This is a genomic window from Streptococcus mitis (genome assembly GCF_901542415.1).
Taxonomy (GTDB): Bacteria; Bacillota; Bacilli; order Lactobacillales; family Streptococcaceae; genus Streptococcus; species Streptococcus mitis_BL.
Genome location: NZ_CABEHV010000004.1, coordinates 1,998,594 through 2,019,515, shown reverse-complemented (window position 1 = coordinate 2,019,515; position 20,922 = coordinate 1,998,594). Strand labels below are relative to the sequence as shown.

Annotated in this window: 17 protein-coding genes and 1 pseudogene; 2 read left to right on the top strand and 16 right to left on the bottom strand. The window is 37.2% G+C overall.

From position 1 onward, the window contains the following. From FQT24_RS10275 to FQT24_RS10265, 3 genes are all read right to left on the bottom strand, one after another. Positions 1–528, bottom strand: coding sequence for a YqeG family HAD IIIA-type phosphatase (locus FQT24_RS10275; protein WP_143952944.1), 528 nt, complete (start codon positions 526–528; stop codon positions 1–3). A gap of 16 nt (positions 529–544) precedes the next feature. After that, positions 545–1,450, bottom strand: a complete 906-nt coding sequence (locus FQT24_RS10270; RefSeq protein ID WP_143952943.1) for a magnesium transporter CorA family protein — start codon at positions 1,448–1,450, stop codon at positions 545–547. Positions 1,451–1,517: 67 nt separating this feature from the next. Next, positions 1,518–2,078 carry a mechanosensitive ion channel family protein gene (locus FQT24_RS10265; RefSeq protein WP_143952942.1) on the bottom strand — a complete coding sequence of 187 codons (561 nt, stop codon included), beginning with the start codon at positions 2,076–2,078 and terminating at the stop codon, positions 1,518–1,520. A 151-nt stretch (positions 2,079–2,229) separates the two neighbouring features. On the opposite strand from FQT24_RS10265, the gene sstT reads away from it, so the two are divergent. Both sstT and FQT24_RS10255 read left to right on the top strand, forming a co-directional pair. Beyond that, positions 2,230–3,435, top strand: a complete 1,206-nt coding sequence (gene sstT / locus FQT24_RS10260; protein WP_143952941.1) for a serine/threonine transporter SstT — start codon at positions 2,230–2,232, stop codon at positions 3,433–3,435. A 66-nt stretch (positions 3,436–3,501) separates the two neighbouring features. Further along, positions 3,502–4,455, top strand: coding sequence for an aromatic acid exporter family protein (locus FQT24_RS10255; RefSeq protein WP_143952940.1), 954 nt, complete (start codon positions 3,502–3,504; stop codon positions 4,453–4,455). Positions 4,456–4,505: 50 nt separating this feature from the next. Here FQT24_RS10255 and asp5 read toward each other — a convergent pair whose 3' ends face one another. From asp5 to FQT24_RS10190, 13 genes and pseudogenes are all read right to left on the bottom strand, one after another. Further along, positions 4,506–4,730 (bottom strand): accessory Sec system protein Asp5, encoded by a 225-nt coding sequence (gene asp5 / locus FQT24_RS10250; protein WP_000569970.1) that lies wholly within the window; start codon positions 4,728–4,730, stop codon positions 4,506–4,508. A gap of 4 nt (positions 4,731–4,734) precedes the next feature. Further along, positions 4,735–4,914 carry an accessory Sec system protein Asp4 gene (gene asp4 / locus FQT24_RS10245; protein ID WP_143952939.1) on the bottom strand — a complete coding sequence of 60 codons (180 nt, stop codon included), beginning with the start codon at positions 4,912–4,914 and terminating at the stop codon, positions 4,735–4,737. 1 nt (position 4,915) lies between these two features. Beyond that, entirely contained in the window at positions 4,916–6,253 is a 1,338-nt protein-coding gene (gene gtfB, locus FQT24_RS10240) for an accessory Sec system glycosylation chaperone GtfB (protein ID WP_143952938.1), read from the bottom strand. Further along, positions 6,246–7,757 carry an accessory Sec system glycosyltransferase GtfA gene (gene gtfA / locus FQT24_RS10235; protein WP_143952937.1) on the bottom strand — a complete coding sequence of 504 codons (1,512 nt, stop codon included), beginning with the start codon at positions 7,755–7,757 and terminating at the stop codon, positions 6,246–6,248. The genes gtfB and gtfA overlap by 8 nt, the downstream gene beginning before the upstream one ends. A 12-nt stretch (positions 7,758–7,769) precedes the next feature. Beyond that, positions 7,770–10,142, bottom strand: coding sequence for an accessory Sec system translocase SecA2 (secA2, locus tag FQT24_RS10230; protein ID WP_143952936.1), 2,373 nt, complete (start codon positions 10,140–10,142; stop codon positions 7,770–7,772). Then, positions 10,135–10,575, bottom strand: coding sequence for an accessory Sec system protein Asp3 (gene asp3, locus FQT24_RS10225; protein ID WP_143952935.1), 441 nt, complete (start codon positions 10,573–10,575; stop codon positions 10,135–10,137). Before asp3 ends, secA2 begins: the two co-directional genes overlap by 8 nt. Beyond that, positions 10,575–12,104: an accessory Sec system protein Asp2 gene (asp2, locus tag FQT24_RS10220; protein ID WP_143952934.1), complete on the bottom strand. Its 1,530-nt coding sequence runs from the start codon at positions 12,102–12,104 to the stop codon at positions 10,575–10,577. Before asp2 ends, asp3 begins: the two co-directional genes overlap by 1 nt. Beyond that, positions 12,088–13,667: pseudogene (gene asp1 / locus FQT24_RS10215) on the bottom strand (accessory Sec system protein Asp1). The gene asp2 and the pseudogene asp1 overlap by 17 nt, the downstream one beginning before the upstream one ends. A 9-nt stretch (positions 13,668–13,676) precedes the next feature. After that, the gene (gene secY2, locus FQT24_RS10210) at positions 13,677–14,894 is read right to left on the bottom strand and encodes an accessory Sec system protein translocase subunit SecY2 (RefSeq protein ID WP_143952933.1); all 1,218 of its coding nucleotides are present in this window, start codon (positions 14,892–14,894) and stop codon (positions 13,677–13,679) included. Positions 14,895–14,993: 99 nt separating this feature from the next. Next, on the bottom strand, positions 14,994–16,181 hold the full coding sequence (locus tag FQT24_RS10205; protein WP_143952932.1) for a glycosyltransferase family 8 protein: 1,188 nt from the start codon (positions 16,179–16,181) through the stop codon (positions 14,994–14,996). Then, positions 16,160–17,407, bottom strand: a complete 1,248-nt coding sequence (locus FQT24_RS10200; protein WP_143952931.1) for a glycosyltransferase family 8 protein — start codon at positions 17,405–17,407, stop codon at positions 16,160–16,162. The genes FQT24_RS10205 and FQT24_RS10200 overlap by 22 nt, the downstream gene beginning before the upstream one ends. 29 nt (positions 17,408–17,436) lie before the next feature. Continuing rightward, the gene (locus FQT24_RS10195) at positions 17,437–19,875 is read right to left on the bottom strand and encodes an SP_1767 family glycosyltransferase (protein ID WP_143952930.1); all 2,439 of its coding nucleotides are present in this window, start codon (positions 19,873–19,875) and stop codon (positions 17,437–17,439) included. Between the two features lie 9 nt (positions 19,876–19,884). Beyond that, entirely contained in the window at positions 19,885–20,895 is a 1,011-nt protein-coding gene (locus tag FQT24_RS10190) for a sugar transferase (RefSeq protein WP_143952929.1), read from the bottom strand. Between the last annotated feature and the right edge of the window lie 27 nt (positions 20,896–20,922).

Below are 20,922 nucleotides of genomic sequence, written 5' to 3'. Positions count from 1 at the left end.
TTAAATTCCTTTTTTATATGTAATCGGTCCGTACTTTTCAGTGATTTTTCGCTTCACACGGCGCTCACGAGCTCGGTTGATCTGCGTTTTGATCGAGTCATGTTGGACCAAGGGTTTGACTAAAATCGAGCGAATGCCTGCACGGTGGGCTGCTCGTATATCTGTCATGAGCTGGTCGCCAACCATGACCACTTCACTTTTCTCATAATGAAATTCCTTCATGGCACGGTCAATCCCAAATGTGAAGGGCTTCAGAGCCCAATAAACGTAGTCAATCCCAAATTTCTCAACTGCTCGTTGAACCCGTTTTTTTGTGTTATTTGAGACTACGATGATGCGAATACCAGCATCACGAAGGTCATGCAACCATCGTTTCATCTCTGGAGTCCCGTCAGGGTTATTCCAAGCAATGAGAGTATTATCTAAATCCACCAAAACAGCTTTTATTCCTTGTTTTTGCAGGCTTTCTACTGTCAAATCATAAACTGCTTCCACAGCAAAATCTGGCATGTAATTTTCAATCGCCATTCTGGCTCCTTCTCTTTTATTTTCTAGTAATTTTCTTCAGCCATTGAGATAAGGCTGCCCATAAAATCAAGCTAGCCATTAAGATATAAATCCAAGCATTTGGCTCTTCTGTAAATGGTAGAGGAACATTCATTCCGAAGAAACCTGTAATAACCGCAAGTACTGCTAGTAAGACGGAGACAATAGTCAAAATTGACAAACTATCATTCAAGTTATTGTTTAGGATGTTGTTGTAAGAATCTGAGAGTTGTTGCAAGACTTGAGAAATCAAGTCTGTCATAGACACCAACTGATGGGCTTCAATCATGGCATCATCAAACTGCTCTCGTTCGACATCATTAAATCTCCGATAAAGAGCATGGCCCTGGATATGTTCCAAGAGGAGTCGATTTTGTTTTGCCGCTGCTGTCAAGTAAACCATACCTGTCTCCAAGTCAGAGAGGGCGAAGAGATTTTTCTTTGTTGTAGTTTGACGTAGCAAGGCACTAATTTCGTCCTTACTTTTATCCATCTCTTCAATGACAGGATAATAAGCGTTACTGATAATCTCTAAACCAGCAAAGAGAAACTTGTAAATAGAAAGCGACTCATGGCTATCCAGATAAGCTGACATCTGATCAATGACATAAGCATTCTTATGGTTGCTGATGGTAATCATTCGTTGTTTTTCAACGATAAAGGTCATCGGAATCGCTTCATAATATTCTTTGTCTTTTTCTAAATCAAGAACATTATAAATAAAGGTTACCGTCTCCGTTTCACGGTTATAATCCATATGAGCTCGTTCATTTCTATCCAGAGCATACTCAATGGTTTCCTTGTCCAATCCATAGATGTCAGAAAGATCTTCCATATTTTTAATCTTATCCACATCAAGGTCTATCCAAATACAACCATTGCCCAACTGCTTTTCTAAAACCATCTTTTTTTTCTCCTTTATTAAAATTAAACTCTTTCTATTGTACCACAAATTACTTAAAATAACAGGTCTAGTCTGTGCGTGAGAAATTGCTGACGACGGTGATATTCCGATTGGGAACGAAGTGCAGAACCTGATCTTCTCCTCTGAGTTGCGTTGTTCGAATGCCGACACTGACAACCTTGCCCGAGACAGTAATAGGACCATTTGTCAGAACAACCTCATCTCCCACATCCAGTTGACGTTCAAAAAGGATGAAAAAGCCATTGATGACATCAGACAGAAAACCTTGAGCTCCCATACCAATGGCCACCCCAGCGATTCCAGCCCCAGCCAGCAAACTAGATACAGGTAAGCCTAAAATCGATAAAATACAGTAGAGTAAAAAGAAATAGAGGGTATAATTAAACACATTTTCTAACAGACGTGAGATGGTTTTCTGACGCCCGACATCATGACGAGACATTTTTAGAGAAGGTTTAACAATTCTCTGCACCATGGTATGAAGCAGTTTTTTAGCTATGTAGAATAGCAAAAAAAGAAATAACAGAGAAAGTAACTTGGTTAAGATATTCTCGATAATCGTTGTTATATCAAGCTTATTGAGGTAGGTGTGAAAAAATTCTTGCATAGAAAACTCCTTTCATTTATTATACCATACTTTCATAAAGTGTCATTCTCCATAAATATTCAAAAATAATTTCAAAAATAGACAGAAAATTCTTGATTTTAGTTCATATTTATACTATAATCATAAACATTACACAACAAAGGAGATTGTTATGAAAAAATTTATTCATGCTTGGAATAAGGCAAGCCTAATCAAACGTATCTTGATTGGCATGCTTATTGGAGGAACCCTAGGACTGACACTTCCTAACATTTCAGGAATTGGCCTGCTAGGAGATCTCTTTGTTGGTGGCCTCAAAGCCATCGCACCGATTCTGGTCTTTGCCCTCGTTGCCAATGCCCTTTCCCAACATCAAAAGGGACAAGATAGCAATATGAAAACCGTTATCTTCCTTTACTTGGTGGGAACCTTTGCCGCTGCCCTTATCGCTGTACTAGCAAGTTTCATCGTCCCTGTTGAAATTACCCTAAATAGCGCTAATACCGATATTGCTCCACCAGATGGGATTGGACAAGTCCTCAGCAACCTCTTGCTCAAACTGGTTGACAATCCAGTTAATGCCCTCATTACTGCCAACTACATCGGTATCCTATCTTGGGCAGTTGTTTTCGGGATTGCTATGAGAGAAGCCAGCAAAAATAGTAAAGAATTACTGAAAACTATGGCTGATGTGACTTCTAAGATTGTCGAATGGATCATTAACCTAGCTCCATTTGGTATCCTTGGTCTTGTCTTCAAAACCATCTCTGATAAGGGAATCGGAAGCCTAGCCAACTACGGAATCTTGCTTGCCCTCTTGGTGACAACTATGTTCTTTGTGGCTCTGGTGGTCAATCCACTAATAGCCTTCCTCTTTATGAAGAGCAACCCTTATCCCCTCGTTTGGAAATGTTTGCGTGTCAGCGGTGTGACAGCCTTCTTTACTCGTAGTTCTGCGGCTAATATCCCTGTCAATATGAAACTTTGCCACGACCTCGGTCTGGATCCAGATACCTATTCTGTTTCTATCCCACTTGGTTCTACTATCAACATGGCCGGAGCAGCGATTACTATTAACGTTTTGACTCTTGCTGCAGTTAACACTCTTGGAATTCCTGTTGACTTTGCGACAGCCTTTGTCCTTAGTGTAGTTGCCGCAATCTCAGCCTGTGGTGCTTCCGGTATTGCGGGAGGTTCCCTCCTTCTTATCCCAGTTGCTTGTAGCCTTTTCGGTATTTCTAACGATATTGCCATGCAAGTTGTTGGGGTTGGATTTGTGATTGGTGTCATCCAAGACTCATGTGAAACAGCCCTTAACTCTTCTACAGATGTCCTCTTTACCGCCGTTGCCGAATACGCAGCAGCCCGTAAAAAATAACTCATAAAGGCAAGCCTCTCGGGTCTTGTCTTTTACGCTTTTATTCTAACTTATTAGGAAATTCTTATGTCTATTAGCCAACGTACTGCCAAGCTCATCTTAGCTACCTGTCTTGCCTGCCTTCTTGCTTATTTTCTCAATCTTTCGTCAGCAGTTTCGGCCGGAATTATTGCTCTCTTGAGCATATCTGATACGCGTAGAAGTACCTTAAAACTGGCCCGCAATCGGCTCTTTTCCATGCTTCTGGCTCTGGTTATCGGGGGTTTGGCTTTTCACTTGAGCGGATTTCATATCTGGAGCCTTGGCCTCTATCTGGCTCTTTATGTTCCCCTAGCCTACAAGATGGGCTGGGAAATTGGCATCACACCAAGCACTGTTTTGGTTAGCCACCTCTTGATTCAAGAGTCAACCTCTCCAGACCTCCTAGTCAACGAATTCCTTCTCTTTGCTATCGGTACTGGATTTGCTTTGCTGGTCAATCTCTACATGCCTTCACGAGAAGAGGAAATTCATCACTACCACACATTGGTAGAAGAAAAGTTAAAAGATATTCTCCAGCGCTTCAAATATTATTTATCCAGAGGGGATGGACGCAACCAAGCACAGTTGGTTGAAGAATTGGACACCCTTTTGGAAGAAGCCCTCAGACTGGTCTATTTGGATCACTCAGACCACCTCTTTCACCAGACTGATTACCACATTCACTACTTTGAGATGAGACAGCGGCAAAGTCGCATCCTGCGAAACATGGCCCAGCAAATCAACACCTGTCACCTAGCTGCCAGCGAGAGCCTGATTTTAGCGCAACTCTTTTCAAAAATTGCAGGCCAACTGAGCCAGACCAATCCTGCTTCTGATTTGCTAGATGAAATTGAACGTTATCTGGAAGTCTTCCGTAATCGCAGTCTGCCAAAGACAAGAGAAGAATTTGAAACCCGTGCCACCCTTCTTCAACTCCTACGTGAAGCAAAAACCTTCATCCAAGTAAAAGTTGACTTTTACAAAAAATATGGACAGTAAAAAAGAAAACTTCAGACAAATCACAAAAAGTGAATATCTGAAGTTTTCTTTTATTTGTAAGTTATTACCATAAAGGTTAATAGTAAAACGAATAAGGCCAAACTCACCAATAAAGTGAGCACCTTTACCAAGGTGTTACTCTGCCAGTAACTCGGCTTACCAATATTACTAGTCGCATCCATGGAAAATAATTGATTTTGACGAGGTTGTATGGTTACCAATACAATCAAAGCAAGAGATAGGATAATAGCTAAAACAATTAGTATTTCAATCATAGACCTACCTCAAAATTCCCAGCAAAGTAAAGAGCAAACCAATCAGAATCATTAAGCCCAGTAAGAGTGAAAAAGTCTTACTAATCTTTTCCCCTCGGGTTTCTTTTTCATTCTTGATAGGTTTTTGTTTCAACTCTTCCATGCGACCTTCAACGTCTTTGTAAAATAAATCTTCCTCTGACATGTTAGCCTCCTAAAACAGTTTGCATGGTTTCCTGATATCGCACCAAATCAACATAATTTGCATGTTGGCCTTGTTTGCCAAGTGCCTGATTCATTTGATCAACATCTGAAAGGGCCAATTTAATGGTCTCAACCAAAGCAGAAACTTCACTACTTTCAAATAGATGTTCTGGAGCGATATAAAGTCTATTGTGCACCGTTTGGTTAAATCCAAGAATCAAGAGATTGTGCTCAAAGGCCTGACGCACTGCCTGTAGCAACTCATTGCTATGGTTGATATCCAAGTAAATATCCGACAATTGATAGAGCTCCTGAATCTTCTGTGGACTAGCGTTCTGATAAAGTACCACATTAGGATAACGAAGCATGTCTAAGAGCTTAGAAGACATCTCTGTCACCGCTGCGATACGGAAGGTAACATCAGGCAAGGCTTCTACGATTGCTTCTACTTGCTCAATCTGATCGGAATTGGTCAAGATTAAGGCGTCTCGTCTTAGGAAATTATCACGTTTAAACTGATAATGGTAACCCAAGTGCACAAACTGAGCATGGTATTTCTCGTCAGTCAATTCTAAAGCACGTTCATAAGTCGCCTTATTGGGAATGATGATTTTCTTAGTACGCACATCATTACTTTCCAAGATCAACTGCATATTGCCTGGAATGGCATCATAGAGAGGTTCCTGCCAAACCAAGACATCTGAGCCAGATTTATCTGGATGATGGAAGGAAACCAAGAAAGGAGTCGCTAGAGTATTAAAGATAAGCTGACTTGTATCTATTTCCAATTCTTGCAAAAAGAAAGTGATAAATTCAACCTTATTTGCAAAGTAACGCATGGACTGACCAGGCAAAGTCAATAAGATATCACCCGTCACATAGTTTTCCAGCAAGACTTCCTTACCATTGACGTCTTGGTAAACCGTCATAACCGGCTCACTATCTGCGCTATAGGTCGTTGTAGCAAAACAAGCTCCGAAGCGATTGTAGTGGTCAATCTGACGTACTCGACCCTCTAGGTCTTTCCAGTCTACCTGTTTAACCAAGCGAGCCTGCAAACCATCTGCATAATGAATGATAGCCCTCTCCTGTGTCATATCCTCAATACGAGCAGACTGATTATTTCCTGAAATTTCCCAAAAAGCTGGAACAGGGACTTGGTTAAAATAGAGAGGTTTTCCATCCTCGTAACCTAGATAATAGGTAAAAGGAGAAACCAGACCATCAGGCAGAAAACCATCTGCATCGATGACCACTCCAAGTTGAGATAGTCCAGTAGCGACTAGACTTTCATGTAAATCTCGACTTTCCTGACTATAACGATCATAAAGTTCAATCATGGAGCACCTCCTCTACTGTTTTCTTCCACTTTTCTAAAATTTCTTCGGTTAAGAAGCCTTCTGCAATCTGGTAAGAATGGGTACGCATATCCGCCAAACGATTTTCTTGATACAGTTGGCAAATCTTAGCCGCGTAAGCTTGCTTGATTTGGTCTTCTACGTGGTCTGATGAACTTGGAATCAAATAACCATTTTTCCCATCTTCTATAAAGGTCTGATTGCCATAAGGCACATCAAAACCGATTAGTGGTAGACCTGAACCAATAGCTTCCATCAAGGTCAGACCAAATCCTTCACTAGTAGAAGCCGTTAAATAGACCTCATACTGGCTATAAATCTGCGAAAGTTCCGCATGCCCCTTGAGCTGGATATAATTCTCAGCCTGATGAGTTGCAATAATGTCTCTGAGCAGAGAATCCTCTCCACCGCTACCATAAATATCAAAGGTTAATTCAGGAATTTCTTTTTTAGCCTCAATGACCGCTTTGACCAACCAGTCGATGTGTTTTTCTTTAGCAAGACGTGAAGCCGTAATCAATGAAAAGGGCTTACGCCCCTGACTTGGCTCAGTTAATGCATCAATACTTCCTACAGGAATTGTAACAACCTTTGGTTGATGCTGGGTGTATTTAGCAAATTGCTCTTGCAGAACTTCTCTCTGCTTATCAGTTGATACGATAAAGAAGTCAACCTTATCTGCATTTGTAAACTGATAGTCATAATAGTTGTTCCAAAGAATATAGTCCTCATTTGTAGCATTTTCACTATAATGCTCCGCATGAACAACTACCGCTAAATGCGCTGCTTGTGCTTCCTCAAACACAACCTGTCCAATGCCTGTCTCCCTATCAAGAATGACCAAATCAGAATTGTTCAAATTCAAGGATTTCATAAAGGCACGCATAAAGGCTTGTTTCCCATATAAAATCTTATCCTTGAAACGATAAACTTCTTCCTTCCCTTGATTCATCAAGATATCATAGGCCGGAGTCCCGTCTTCATTGTAAAAAGTTCGTTGGTATAGGACTGCAACATTATCCTTGGGAGCAAAGTATTCGCTACAATAACGCGTATAAGAAAAGTAATCCTTTCGAATCAGTTTTCCTTTAAAGACATACTCTGCGTGTTGAACCAAGTCCTTGTCCTCATCAACCAAATAACAGGTGACAAACTTATCTTGGTCAGAAAAGAAGACACGTAAAACCTTGCCATTTTTTTCTCTGTGACTTTCTTCACCACCAAAGTAAGCCAAGACATCATCCACTGTCACGCTAGTCGGCGCAATCTTGATATCTGTGAAATGATTATAAAGCCAGATAACCTGATTATCATCAAAACCAATATTGGCTGTTAAGTGCTGAATATTATCGGCTAAAATCATATCTGTAAAGATAAACTTAGAGGGCAGATTTAAATTCCTAAAAATACCAGCACGATAGGCTTGAGCGTATTCAACACCACTACTAGCCCAGCCAATTCCTAAATTTATATTGTAAATTGTCATATTTTCCTCTTTTTATGGGAAATGAGTCATAATCTCACCCTTCGGAGTGACTTCAACCAAGCCCATCAGGAGATTACGCACCATATCCGCACGGATTTGTTCTTTCATAGCTTCAAAGCCCGCGTAGGCTTCTTGATAATACTCTACGATCGGGTTTTTCTGACTATCAGACTGACCACCGATAGCCATAGATAACTGTTGTAGATAGTCTACCTGCTCTACCCAGTTGTCATCAATAGCCTTGAGCATGGAAAGTCGTAAAAACTGTTCATACAGACCATGTTGATCAAGTAATTCTTTCTTTTCAGAAAGTTCTTTATCAATCACCTTCTTCATAAAGCTACGAACTGCAGTTTTGTCAGTCACATTTACATAGTCTGGAACTTCTTTAATATGAAAACTAATATTGGTCACAATAAAGTGGAAGAGTAACTCTCGGCTTTCATATTCTGAAGAAGTCACTTGATCTGTATAACTAGCAATGATTTCCTCCACAACATCCTCTAAGTCACGAGATCCATCTATTAGACGATTACGCTCCTTGTAAATCATATCTCGTTGAATATTCATACTCTCAGCATATTCTAGAGTCTGACGACGCGCAGAGCGTCCTGCACTATCACTTGCATGTTGGGCCCTTTCAACTAGTTTCCGATATTTACGACCTTTCAATACTTCTGGTTTAGTCATATCTTGAACCTGATAATCTTTGTATTTTTTATGCACCCAAGATGGACCAAATTTCTTAATAACATCATCTTCTAAGGATACAAAAAACTTACTCATCCCAGGATCTCCCTGACGGCCAGAACGACCGCGGATTTGTAAATCAATTCGTTGGCTTTCCATCCGCTCCGTTCCAATAACAATCAAGCCCCCAAGCTCTGCGACTCCTTTACCAAGCTTGATATCCGTACCACGTCCTGCCATAGAGGTGGCCACTGTAACAGCTCCCATTTGACCTGACTCGGAGATAATCTGAGCCTCACGCGCCGCATTATTAGCATTTAAAACATTATGGGCAATTCCCTCTCGAAGCAAGAGTGACGAATAAAGTTGAGACATTTCAACTGAGCCTACAAAAACGAGTAAGGGATTCCCCTTAGCATGGTATTCCTTGATGTACTCCAAAGAAGCATACACTTTTTCAGGTAAAGTGATATATAGATTATCTGGATAGTCAATCCGTTGTCTAGGACGGTTGGTTGGAATCCGCACTACCGACATATTGTAGGTTTCAATAAACTCTTTTTCTGCGACCTTACCTGTCCCTGTCATACCTGATATCTTATTGAACATTTTAAAAAGACTCTGATAGGTGACAGAAGCCATGGCCCTCGTTTCTGGAGATAATTTGACATGTTCCTTTGCCTCAATGGCCTGATGAAGACCTCCCTGTAGTTTTGTCATCTCCATTAGACGCCCTGTTCCCTTATCCACCAGTACCATTTCATCCCCACGAATGACATAGTCTTTATCTTTTGTAAAGAGTTTATGGGCTCGGATCGCATAAACTAAATGACGAGCAAAAACCGCATGTTCTTCCTTATAAAAATGATCTATTCCTAAGAAGCTTTCAGCAGCTTTAGCTCCCTTGGTAGTAAGCCAGATTTCATCCTTCTCCTCTTTAAAGATATAGTCCTCTCCTTCTACCAAAGTCGTTACCAGCGTATCAATAATACCGTAGTGATTAGACTGAACCCGAGGGGCTCCGGCAATGATAAGAGGTGTTTGGGCACTATCCAACAAGATATCATCAATCTCGTCAATAATGACATAATCAAAAGGACGTAAAAATTTTCCTTCCTCATTTGAGGCCAAATTATCATTTAAATAATCAAAACCTAAATTACTATTAGTTGTATAAATGATATCTGATTCATAAATTCTTTTTTTCTCTTCTGACGTCAATTCCTCTTTTGGATCATCTGTAAAAGGTACCCCAATTGTCAATCCTAAGAAGCGGTAAACTTGTCCCATCTCCTCAGCATCGCGTTTAGCTAGATAATCATTGGTAGTAATCAGCATGGTACCTTTACCTGTTAGGGCGTTAAGATAAATAGGCATAGTAGCTGTTAGAGTTTTCCCCTCACCAGTATTCATCTCAGCAACATTTCCCTGATGGATCACAATTCCTCCCATGACTTGGACATCATAGGGGAACATTCCCAATACGCGTTTATCCGCTTCACGAACAACTGCAAAAGCTTCTACCAAGAGGTCGTCAATGGTTTCCCCCTCAGCAAGACGTTGGCGAAATTCCACTGTTTTTGTCGCTAGTTCCTGGTCTGTTAGAGACTCCATCTTCCCTTTAAGGGCATTAATCTTTTTTAAAATCCTTTTGACTTTCCGCAACTGAAAATCTTGATATATACCTTTAAACACGATTCATCTCCTTAATAGAAAAAGAATAGAAATCTAAGGACTCAAAACCAGCACTTAGAAGGGAGACTTGGTAGGTATAGGTGTCATCAGGATAGGTAAAATTAAAGATTTTCATTTTTTCAATTTTCTCTTCAATCACATCCCCATATCTATCAAAAAATGCAATCTTTGTATAGACTCCATTTGTAGGATGACATTCAAAATTCATACATAATTGATAATCCTGTTTTCTCTTCAGCAAAGGGAGACTGGGCTGAGTTCTGGAGGCTTGATAGTTTACACTAGAATCCCAACTTCTGATTACTACTCCAGAACGTACCAAAGGGTTATAAATACTGATGCATTTGTTAGTATGGTATAAAACCTTCGTACCATACATATAAGTATTAGCAATCTCTCCCCACCCAATATCTTCTCGTTGTTTGATAATCACTATCTACTCCTTCCGAAATCTTCTAGAACCATGTTATAAAAATGCAAGAACCACAAAATATTGGTATTGGAATCATCATTGTGTCGACCCACTGTTCCTCTAGATAGTATCTTTGCTCCAGTATTACATAGATGAGATACTAATTGCTCATAGGCTTTACTATCCATATCTTCATCCTTCATATAAGATAAGCCAAAGGTTGTCATTGAAAAATCAGCTTGTTTAAAGACCTTCCAAAAACGGTGATCCAAGTCCAACATATTTTGTTGACTAATATCTCCTGTTTGAAGTCTTAGAATATCAAACGATGTATCAAAAACTCCCGGCGCCTCCAAACGCCCACGTCTAGCTATTGTTCCAATATTAGCAAGAGGCTTACCTACAATAATGGCATGAGGTTCAAAGATAGAACCATAATAAAATGATGGGAAGCTTCCCATAGAAATACCCGATAAAATCAACTCTCTAGGAGTCAGACCAAGATAATCCAAATAATATTGAATTGTTTGTTTTACCTTATTTTCTAATTCATCACTTCCTAAGTAAAAAGCGCCTCCTTGTAGACGGGGATCTGAAAACAAGAGAAAAGGACAACCCAATTTTTTCATCATCCAATATCCCTCGAATCCCTCGGCAGGACGAAAACCTGAAAAATAAACAGCTAAAGGTGGCTTGAAATCACCTGGATGGAAAAAGTAATTAATTTCATCGCGCTTACTATCATGTAAAATATGACCTCCGAGGAAAAATTTCCCGAATTGTTTACGACTCCAGCGCTGATGAAGATTTCCTAATTGAAGTTTGCCTTCACCTCGTCCTTCAATCGATATATATATAATATAATTCGCTTCTTTACTATCCATGATAATAGATTTTTCTAAATCATCTTCTGAATAAACTTCCTCTTCAAAAAATTTATCCACTGAACCATCCCATATCTTGCGAACCACTAGCTGAAATTCACAATTTCCTTGTTTTTCGTACTCTAACCATAGTTCTATGGGTAAGTTTTTATTAACCACAAAATTATAAGACCAGTATGCTAGTTGTTGAAAATCATCCCCAAAATTTCCTTCTAAGGTCACATGCTCAAATCCTTGATAGGAAATGGAACCTTCAAAGGAGGGATGAATTTGAATACTTGATGGAAATAATTTATCACCGTAACCTCCGCTAAAAAGAGAGGTGGATAAATCATTCACTAATTGCTGAGGATCTGAGAAATCTACAGCCTGAGCACACCGCTTTTTTAAGCAATCAAGAATACCCAAATCTGTCGTTTGAAAATCTTGACTATAAAGTAGAGTATAAGGTTCGATATGGTGTACAAAAGGCATTAAATCTCTTATATACTGACCATCCTCTACCAAAATTGCATGAAAATTTGTGATGCTATCCATTTCCATCATTTTACGGAGGGCTAGCGGTGAGTTAGGGCAAAAATAATACCAATCCATATTTTCAGGAATTTCATAATAATGAGCCCAATTATCAATTCCTATCTGTAGGATTTTATAATCCTTTGACATCTGTAACCTCCTCAATCCAGTGATGCAACTTATCTAAGAATCGTTGACCAGTATGTTCTTTGATTTTATCAATAGAGTATACTAGAGCTTGATTCCACTCTTTTAGTTTATCTGTATAATAATGTGCAGCCTTGGAAAATTCTGTCACATCTGAAATCAAATAACCATTTTTCAAATGTTCCACATAGACGGTTTCGACCTGATTAATCTGAGGAATTCCCGCACTAATACCTGCGATTTGAGTATAGAGGTGTGGTTGTTTATTCAAATCCACAATCAAACGAACAAACTCTAGCGTCTTGATCAGATCCAACTCATCATTCATGTTGACAAATTGAAAACGTAATTCCTGCTCTTGATTTTCTTCTAAAGGATTTTCTGCTCCACCATAGTCTATTCCTTTTTCTAAACTATCCGTATGGATTTGTTCCTGAATGATTTCATTGATAAGTGATTCTACTTCCTCCATTTGCTCCTGACTAGCAGAAAAGGCTCCAAAAATGACCTCTGTATTTTTGGTTTCAGCAATAAATGATAAAACCTGAAATAGGGCTTGTCTATCAATTCCTTCAGAAAAATCTAATTGATAGTAAAGTATTGATTCTTTTCGAGTCTGACTTCGACCGAGTCGTAAACGCGTATCAAAAGGAGAGAGATGATAAAATTTATCTGATAGTTTAGGATATAGTTCCTGCAAAAGTTGTAAACTATCCTCTCTATCCACTAGGACTAGATCTGCTTGTTCAAATGATGGAGCTAAATCTTTAAAACTAGCTTGAGAATTCCGGTTAATAAAAAGACTCAAAATTTTAGCAGTGTCACTTGGTAAGCAACTAAAGATAAATTGGTCATGATGAGGATGAGATGGAATGATAAAAATATCCTGTTTTTTCTGTTGCGTTTTCAGATATTTATCAAAATATTCTGCGATTAGTTGACTCATATCAGTATAGTGAAGCTGTTTAAAACGATAACCAAATATTGGATTTACCTCTACTCGTCCTTCCTCGTTTAAATGCTCCCTAAATCTCCAGATACCTTTCGGATCCAAGTAGTCTTGATAGGTAGGCTGTCCATTATCAAAATAAATAACACTCGATACAAAACCACGATCATCCATGATATAATTCTTGCTTATTTGTCCATCGTGATCAAAATATTGTATCTCAGTAATAAATCCTTCTACACCATGTTCTACCTTAGCATACTTTTTGCCATTTTTCTGAACCACTATTACAAATGGACTGTAAAGAAATTGACAATCACTATCCCACTCAATATCTCTCATATTAAGAACCTGGGTGGTATATCATGGAAGTCTTGCATGTCATCAAAGATAGAATAGACTTCTGTCTCTAAGACACCGTGTCTATGTAAAAAATAACGTAAATGTGGCTGATAGGCTAATACTAATAGTCGAGATGCTATCTCTTGTCTTTGAAAAAGCCTAATTTGATTGAAAGTATCATCAAATTCAAGTTTAAAGTGAGAATAATACCATGGAGTTAAATCAGCGTGCCATTGGCGGTTTGAACCATACCAAGCTGGTATAAAATAATACATAAAAACCTCCTAAATCAAGGGTTTATAAGTTTCATTTAATCTCAGAGCTTTCATTTCATCTTTAATTGTAAAAATCATACCTCCGAACATCATAAACAAACCTGGAATCATAGCAATCCTCAATAAATTTTCATCAGATAAAACAAATAACATTGGAGTACCTGCCATCAAAACATTAAAGATTCCTCCTATGATCGAAAAGCGTAATACTAATCGATTAATAAAACGACTTGTTTCCTCACCTGGATAAACCCCATATATATACTCCCCAGATTTCTTCATACGATCAGATATTTGGTCTCCACTCATATTGACAAAAGCAAAAGCAATACTAAATAAAAAAATCATGGCAATGTATGAGTAAATCCATAATGGTTTTCCGACTCCATATTGAGCTGATAGTTCAGAGAAGACTGATGACTTTGGAAAAAGAGTCTGTAACAATAAAAAGATATAGGTAGGCAAACTTAAAAAACTCATCACATACATAAATGGCATACCACCAGCTGGATTTAACATTATTTCAAAATAAGAATAACGCTTAAACCGACTACGTAAGCCAATTTTATGAACTGGTATACGATAACGCGCTCTATACATGAGCACCATCATATAGGTCAATACAATACTACTCAATGCAATCAATATCATTATTCCCATAGAAATTCGAACAAGCTGAAATGTACTTAAAATATCTTGTGGAATATTTAAAACAATACTAGACAGTAAAATGACCACCGAGCCACCTACTCCAAGTTGCGCGTTTAAGTCTGATAACCATACTAGAAAGAAGGCTCCTGCTATTAATAATAAGGTATTCATTGTAGTCACCAATAAAAATGAATAGAGATGCTGGATTGGTAGATTCAACGAGAGCGCTAAAGATTGAATCAAAGCAATAACTAGTGTTAAATACATCTTCCTTCTATCTTGAACTTCTACTGACCCTGAAGAAATATTCAATTTCTTAGAAAAGGAAAGTAGTTGCCATAAAATCATTGATGACATCCATGGTGAAAGGCCTATAGAAAATAGAGATAGGCTCCTCAGATTCCCTCCTAGAAGGGCGGTTGAAAACGCCAAATATGCCGTTGACCCACCTAGAAAGTCTCTACTATTCAAATCAACAAAAGGAAGGGTAATACGACTTCCTAATACATAAATAAACAGCAGAAATAAAGTTGTTAATCCTTTTTTTACTGCCATTGATGAGTAAATTTTGTTCACTTAATACTCCTTTATTACTACTGATATTATTTCTTAGCTTTAACTCTACTTCCTATGCAGACATATCTCATTATCCCGTTCCCAATTTAATGTTACATTTTATAATTTTTTTATAACTTCAACCATTTGTTCGGGGGCATCTATAGAAAATATTCCATCATATAAACTGTCATCTTGCGACTTTCTTGTCGTATCAAACGTAAAAATCTTTTTATTTCTCTCCTTCGCTCTACTAAGAATATCCATCGTTTCTACATAATGATTAATATCTAGATAAACTTTTGAATCATCCAACAACCAGTCTATTTTACTATGTAAAATATTCTGATATACCGTTACATTACTATACTGTGAAAGAGATGTCAATGGTTCAGAACAATCACATGGGGCTGCTAAATGAAAGTGCCAATCAGATAACGAGGTAATAAGATAGTGAATATGCTCTATTTCTGCAGCTAATGTTAAAATAAAAATTTGTTTTGTTGACTGATTAACTCGCTTGTAGTAATTTAAATTAGGAGATTTAGATAAAACTTCAAACCAATCTAAATCTCTATAAGTCCACCAAAGTTCCCGAAGCCTAGTACTACTATAGGTATGCCATGGCTTATGAGTTCCTGCAAAATGAATAATCTTAGGAAGAGAATTTTCTAATCTTGATAATTCTGCCGCTCTATAATTGTAATCCAATCCAACAAGATAATTATATGTACTATCTATTTCTTTCCAATTATGCTGAAAGAAAATATTTAAGATACTTTGATCTGCCATTGCAACTTCTGCTTGCTTCTCTTCTGTTAGTTTTAAAAGTTGTGAAATGTAAGAATGCGACCTCCACATCCTATTATCAATTAATAAAACACCAGCATTGAAACCATATGGATCACTTTCCCATGCATAGGGACTAGCAACAGCAGCCACTGGTTTTTCTTCCATGTCCATATTAAATAACTCAGATAAATCACCTGTTACTACCAAATCACAATCTAAATACAAAGACCTATCGGAAGTTACTAAATCTGGAATCAGATATCGAAAAAAAGTTGTATAATTAATCAAGTCACCTGTTTTATAACTATTAAACATATTCTGATCAACATGGATACTGATTACTTCTGAATTTACATTTCTTAACTTCGCATTTAGTAATTTGAACCACTCTGGAGCTATATCGCTATTTAAAACATAGATACATACATCTGTGTTATGAACTAAAATAGATTTAATCGTTGTTTCGACCTGTATTAAGTAGTTATTATCTGTAGCTAAAACGATTGATTTTTGCATATTTTTTTCTCCATAAATTCTTTGATTGCATTGACCATTGATTCAGGATTTTCACGTAAGTAAATACCATCATATAATTCTTCCTCATTATTATGATAACGAGTATTAGAAAAAGTTAACATCGGTTTATTGTATTTCTTCACCAAATCATAGATATATACTAGTTTATGGTCTAAATTTAAATCTAAATAAACATCTGAACTCTTTAGAAGTTTTTCCACTAAAATAGGAAAAGAATTAGGGTAAAGAGTTACATTTTGAAACTTAGATAGTCTCTTTAATTCATCCGACATATAAGTATGAGCGGCTATATAAAAATGTATTTCTGGTAATTGTTCGACTAAATAATCAATTTTCTCTACACACCAAGAATTGGTTAAATTCATACAAGTCAATTTGGCTTCATAAATATTTGGAGAATACCATACTCCCTTTTCTTTCCAGCTAGATACTATATAACTCCATTCCATAAAAGAATATTTCCACCACTCTTCTCTCAAACGTCCAACCGAAAACTGCTTCCATGGTTTATCAGGAGAAATATAGTGCAAAATTTTTGGAAGAGGTGTTAGTGGAATTTCAAAAACAAAAGCATGATTTTTTTCAGCTGCACCAGCATCAAAACCTATTTGAAAATTATAGGTATCCTCTAGCTGGTAATAACTATTTTGAAAAAGAATATTAAGAATAGATTGATCTCCTTCTCCAACATTTTCATGTTCTTTCTCAGTTAATTCAACTAACTGTTGACGAATATTATTTGATTTCCATTTTTTATTGTCTATCAATAGAACTCCTGCATTAAAACCAACACCTGCTCCAAAACAAGAGCGTGCTGCAGCCAGATAATTCTCACCCAAATCTACTTCAAATAAGGATGTCAAATCACCTGTCACCACTAAATCACTATCAAGATAAAGAACTTTATCTTCTGTTACAAAATCTGGAATAAAATAGCGTGCAAAGGTCATGTGATTGATATGCGGTAGTTTATTTGACCAGTTCATTTGAAACTGTTGCCCTATTAACTTGCAATCAATCAAATCGCCCCCAATCTCTTGTACATACAGTCTTAATCTACTAAACCATTCCTGGGGAATATCTTGATTTAGTACATAAACTTTCACATGACTATTGTGCCTACAAAGTGACTTCATTGCCGTTTCGATTTGTCGAATATAAGCGTAATCACCTGCGAAAACTACAGCTTTTTTATCTTCTAACATTTTATCTCCTTTAAATTTAAGGTAATTCATTACGATAAGACAGTAACCACTTGACTATTATATGTCTCATCCTCTATAAATTCAATATCTTGATCAAAATTATGTTCCGCAGTATGCTTGTGATTAAATTTAACTTTTGTGTCAGCTCCCATTTTCATCCATTCATACTCTGAATCAATATGACCAATATCTAGGACCCGATATCCCTTCTTAAAAAGATTGTAGGATAAAATTTTAGCTGTGGGGCCCAGCATACATAAAATAAGGCGATTTTCAGCATATTGCAATACAGCTTCTTGAATTTCTTCTATACGCGAATAAGCATTATGGGAGGGACAGATAATTCGCTTAATTGAAGTTGCTCCATCAAATAAATCATTACCTACACCTGAACGAGAAGTTACTCCTTCTACAATCAGGATGTCCTGATTCTCCCAAATTTGTTTTAATTTTTCAAACTGACTAAACGATTTAGATTTGTCCACATAGTCTATGTATGGTCGAGATACAAATGTAGTCCCATACCAATCTGCGCTAGCTAATTCTACATAATCTTTCAAATGCTGTTCTAAATGCCCCTGCCAAAATGATTCCGCTGCTGGTGTAAAATTAGAGCGATCAGAAAATACATTTGGTAGACCGATAACCAATTTTTTATCACTTTGAAGAGCAATAATCTTTTTCAACTGACTTGCAAGGTTTTCATCATAAACTTGATAAGGAATAGATTTCCCTAAGATTAAATCCATCTCCCCATCTCCAAAACGGATAATAGAAGATTGGTTTTCTATTATATAATCTAGAGTTTGATCAATATCCTTAACTATAATCGCTGGTCTTCTTGCCTGGAATGTTCCAGAAATAAGATTTTCAATGTCTTCCACCATACGTTCAGGTGATTTTGAAGAGTATATATGCTGTCCAAAAGAGCCATGTTGGGTACTATCAAAAGAGAAAATGATTTTATTCATTTCATGAGCTGACTTCACTATATCATGTGTCGAATGGCCACAGCTAATGTCCAAATACAAGCCCATTCTTACTTTTAATTGTTCTAATTTTTCTATAGTTATAGCTGGATGTAAACGAATATTTCGATAGTTATTTTGTAGTTCATATAACTTAGGCCCCATATCTGTCCAGGCTGCGACATCAAAAATAACATATGGAAGATATTGAGCTAAATAGTCTAATTGTTCAATTTCTTGTGTATCTGTAAATATTAAGCAATGAAATGTCTCCTGATTATAATCTTTTAAAAACCGAGAATGACTTGCATAGTCTTTGATAGCTTCTATCATTAAATTGATATCTTCTTTGTCAAATACTATTTGATCATACATTCCATGCTGTGTATTAGAAAAACTTAAGATAGGAATCTCAAACTTACAAACATCTCTCAAGATACTTTCAACTTCGGATCCCTGATGGATATCCAAATAAATATCCGTTTTTCTTTTCAGTTTTTCCAGTACAGGAGGAACAATCTGTGGATACAATCTCACATTATCATATACAGCTAATTTTGTTAGCTTATCACCCATATCCGTCCAAGCCGCTATATGAAATACTACATCTGGTAGAGCTGTAACTAGCTCTTCTATTCCTTCTAAATCTTGGGAATTTGTCAAAGTTAAACAAGAAAATCCCTTATCTAGAGGCGATGTCAGTTCAAACTCCCCTATATGATGTTGTAAAATTTTAGTCCACTCCAAATCATGGAATTCCCACCATAAATCACGATAACGATTAGCTATCAAGGTAGTCCAAGGCTTTCTGTAGGTCGTAAAATGAATCACCACTGGTTTATCGTTAAAAGCCAGATGTTCCTGCCAATTATTATACAAGGCCACCACATCATGTCCTACTTGTAAATTATAAGCTCGACCTAGCTCTAACCAATCATCTTGCAAGACCTGATTGAAAATCGTTTGATCACCATTAAAATGTTCAAAACGACCTTCTTCAACTTCCTTCGTTGTTAGGATGGACTGTTCAATTAATCGTTCTTTTAGTTTCTCTTGACGCCATTTTTTATTGTTGATTAGTAGGACACCAGTATTAAAACCTTGGCCATTTGCATCTCTAATCGCTGCGATATAACGTTCTTCTATATCCTGCTCAAATAGACTGTCTAATTTATCGTTTATAAGTAAATCACAATCTAAATACAAAACAGTTTCTTCTTGTATATAATCTAGGATAAAATACCTAGCATAGGCAATCGAACTAATGTGAGCTTGTTTTTTCCAATTCTGAAATACAGTCTGTTCAGGTAGTTTAACATCAATAATCTCACTACCTAACATGCGAGCTATTTTGCGTGGTTTGCGAAACCAATCTGGCATGATATCTTGATTTAAAATATAAATCTTAACATCTCGGTTGTGGTATAGGATAGATTTTATGGTTGTTTCTAATTGCGTGGTGTAATTACAATCACCAGCTAATACAATTGTTTTAATCATCTTGTTCTCTTAATCAATTCCCAAATGGTAGATTGCATCTACCAATAATTTTTTAGTGAAATAACCCTCTTTTAACAAATAGCTAAAGGTTTTTATCCGATTCGACATTTCTTGATATTCTTGTAGATTCATTTTATCAACTATCGCATGTACTTCCTCTAGACTATCTGCCACAAAGCCCAAGCCTTGATCTACTATAAATTTAGCAGTTGATAAGCTGCTCGGTACAATCACTGGTATACCAGCTGTTAGATAGGTACTAACCTTATGAGATATATTCAAGGTATAGTATTGGTTGCTTTCTCCATCATTTTGATGAGTTCCCCAGACAAGACCAAAGCCACCTTTTGATAATTCTAGTAACAGTTCCTCATCTTTTTTCCAACCCTCAATACTCAGATTTCTGGCATTGGAACTAGCTTCTCCTTTATTTGAAAATACTCTTAAAGGCGTGTCTTGAGACCAATTTTGTAAGTCTGGAAAACGCTCTAAACTTCCAGCAAAAAAGAGTTCTTTTTTAAAAGCTGGGGTATATAAGGATAAATCATGAGGATGATCCCACATACCTTGAACGAGAACCTTCTTAGTTGTCAAGCCTTCTTCCATCAGGCGTTCTTTCATCTGTTCAGATGGAACAATCAAAACGTCCGATAGATTATACATATACATGTATTCTTTCATGAGATAATAGTTACTATCAAACATGAGAGGTACAACATCATGGATAAAGCAAATAATTCTCACCTGCATATCCTTCAGCTTATCAAACAAGACTCGATCAAACTCAAAGCCATTCCAAGTAGGAGATTGAAAGACTAAGATATCTCCAATAGAAATACTAGCCATAATTCCATCCAGACGCTTATTCATTTCAGAAGGACTATCTGAAGCAATATTGTAAAAATAAATGCCAACCTCTCTAAATCCCAGTTGGATGGCAATTTTTTGAACAGCATTTTGGGCAAGAATGACGGTACTATCTCCTGCCATACCGTATAAGTTTGTTAAATGTAGTTTCATATTGTATTTCTCATTATTTATCAATAT

Coding starts and splice junctions, on each gene's coding strand:
- FQT24_RS10275 (WP_143952944.1), bottom strand. CDS start 528: ATGGCGATTGAAAATTACATGCCAGATTTTGCTGTGGAAGCAGTTTAT.
- FQT24_RS10270 (WP_143952943.1), bottom strand. CDS start 1,450: ATGGTTTTAGAAAAGCAGTTGGGCAATGGTTGTATTTGGATAGACCTT.
- FQT24_RS10265 (WP_143952942.1), bottom strand. CDS start 2,078: ATGCAAGAATTTTTTCACACCTACCTCAATAAGCTTGATATAACAACG.
- sstT (WP_143952941.1), top strand. CDS start 2,230: ATGAAAAAATTTATTCATGCTTGGAATAAGGCAAGCCTAATCAAACGT.
- FQT24_RS10255 (WP_143952940.1), top strand. CDS start 3,502: ATGTCTATTAGCCAACGTACTGCCAAGCTCATCTTAGCTACCTGTCTT.
- asp5 (WP_000569970.1), bottom strand. CDS start 4,730: ATGATTGAAATACTAATTGTTTTAGCTATTATCCTATCTCTTGCTTTG.
- asp4 (WP_143952939.1), bottom strand. CDS start 4,914: ATGTCAGAGGAAGATTTATTTTACAAAGACGTTGAAGGTCGCATGGAA.
- gtfB (WP_143952938.1), bottom strand. CDS start 6,253: ATGATTGAACTTTATGATCGTTATAGTCAGGAAAGTCGAGATTTACAT.
- gtfA (WP_143952937.1), bottom strand. CDS start 7,757: ATGACAATTTACAATATAAATTTAGGAATTGGCTGGGCTAGTAGTGGT.
- asp2 (WP_143952934.1), bottom strand. CDS start 12,104: ATGTCAAAGGATTATAAAATCCTACAGATAGGAATTGATAATTGGGCT.
- FQT24_RS10205 (WP_143952932.1), bottom strand. CDS start 16,181: ATGCAAAAATCAATCGTTTTAGCTACAGATAATAACTACTTAATACAG.
- FQT24_RS10200 (WP_143952931.1), bottom strand. CDS start 17,407: ATGTTAGAAGATAAAAAAGCTGTAGTTTTCGCAGGTGATTACGCTTAT.
- FQT24_RS10195 (WP_143952930.1), bottom strand. CDS start 19,875: ATGATTAAAACAATTGTATTAGCTGGTGATTGTAATTACACCACGCAA.
- FQT24_RS10190 (WP_143952929.1), bottom strand. CDS start 20,895: ATGAAACTACATTTAACAAACTTATACGGTATGGCAGGAGATAGTACC.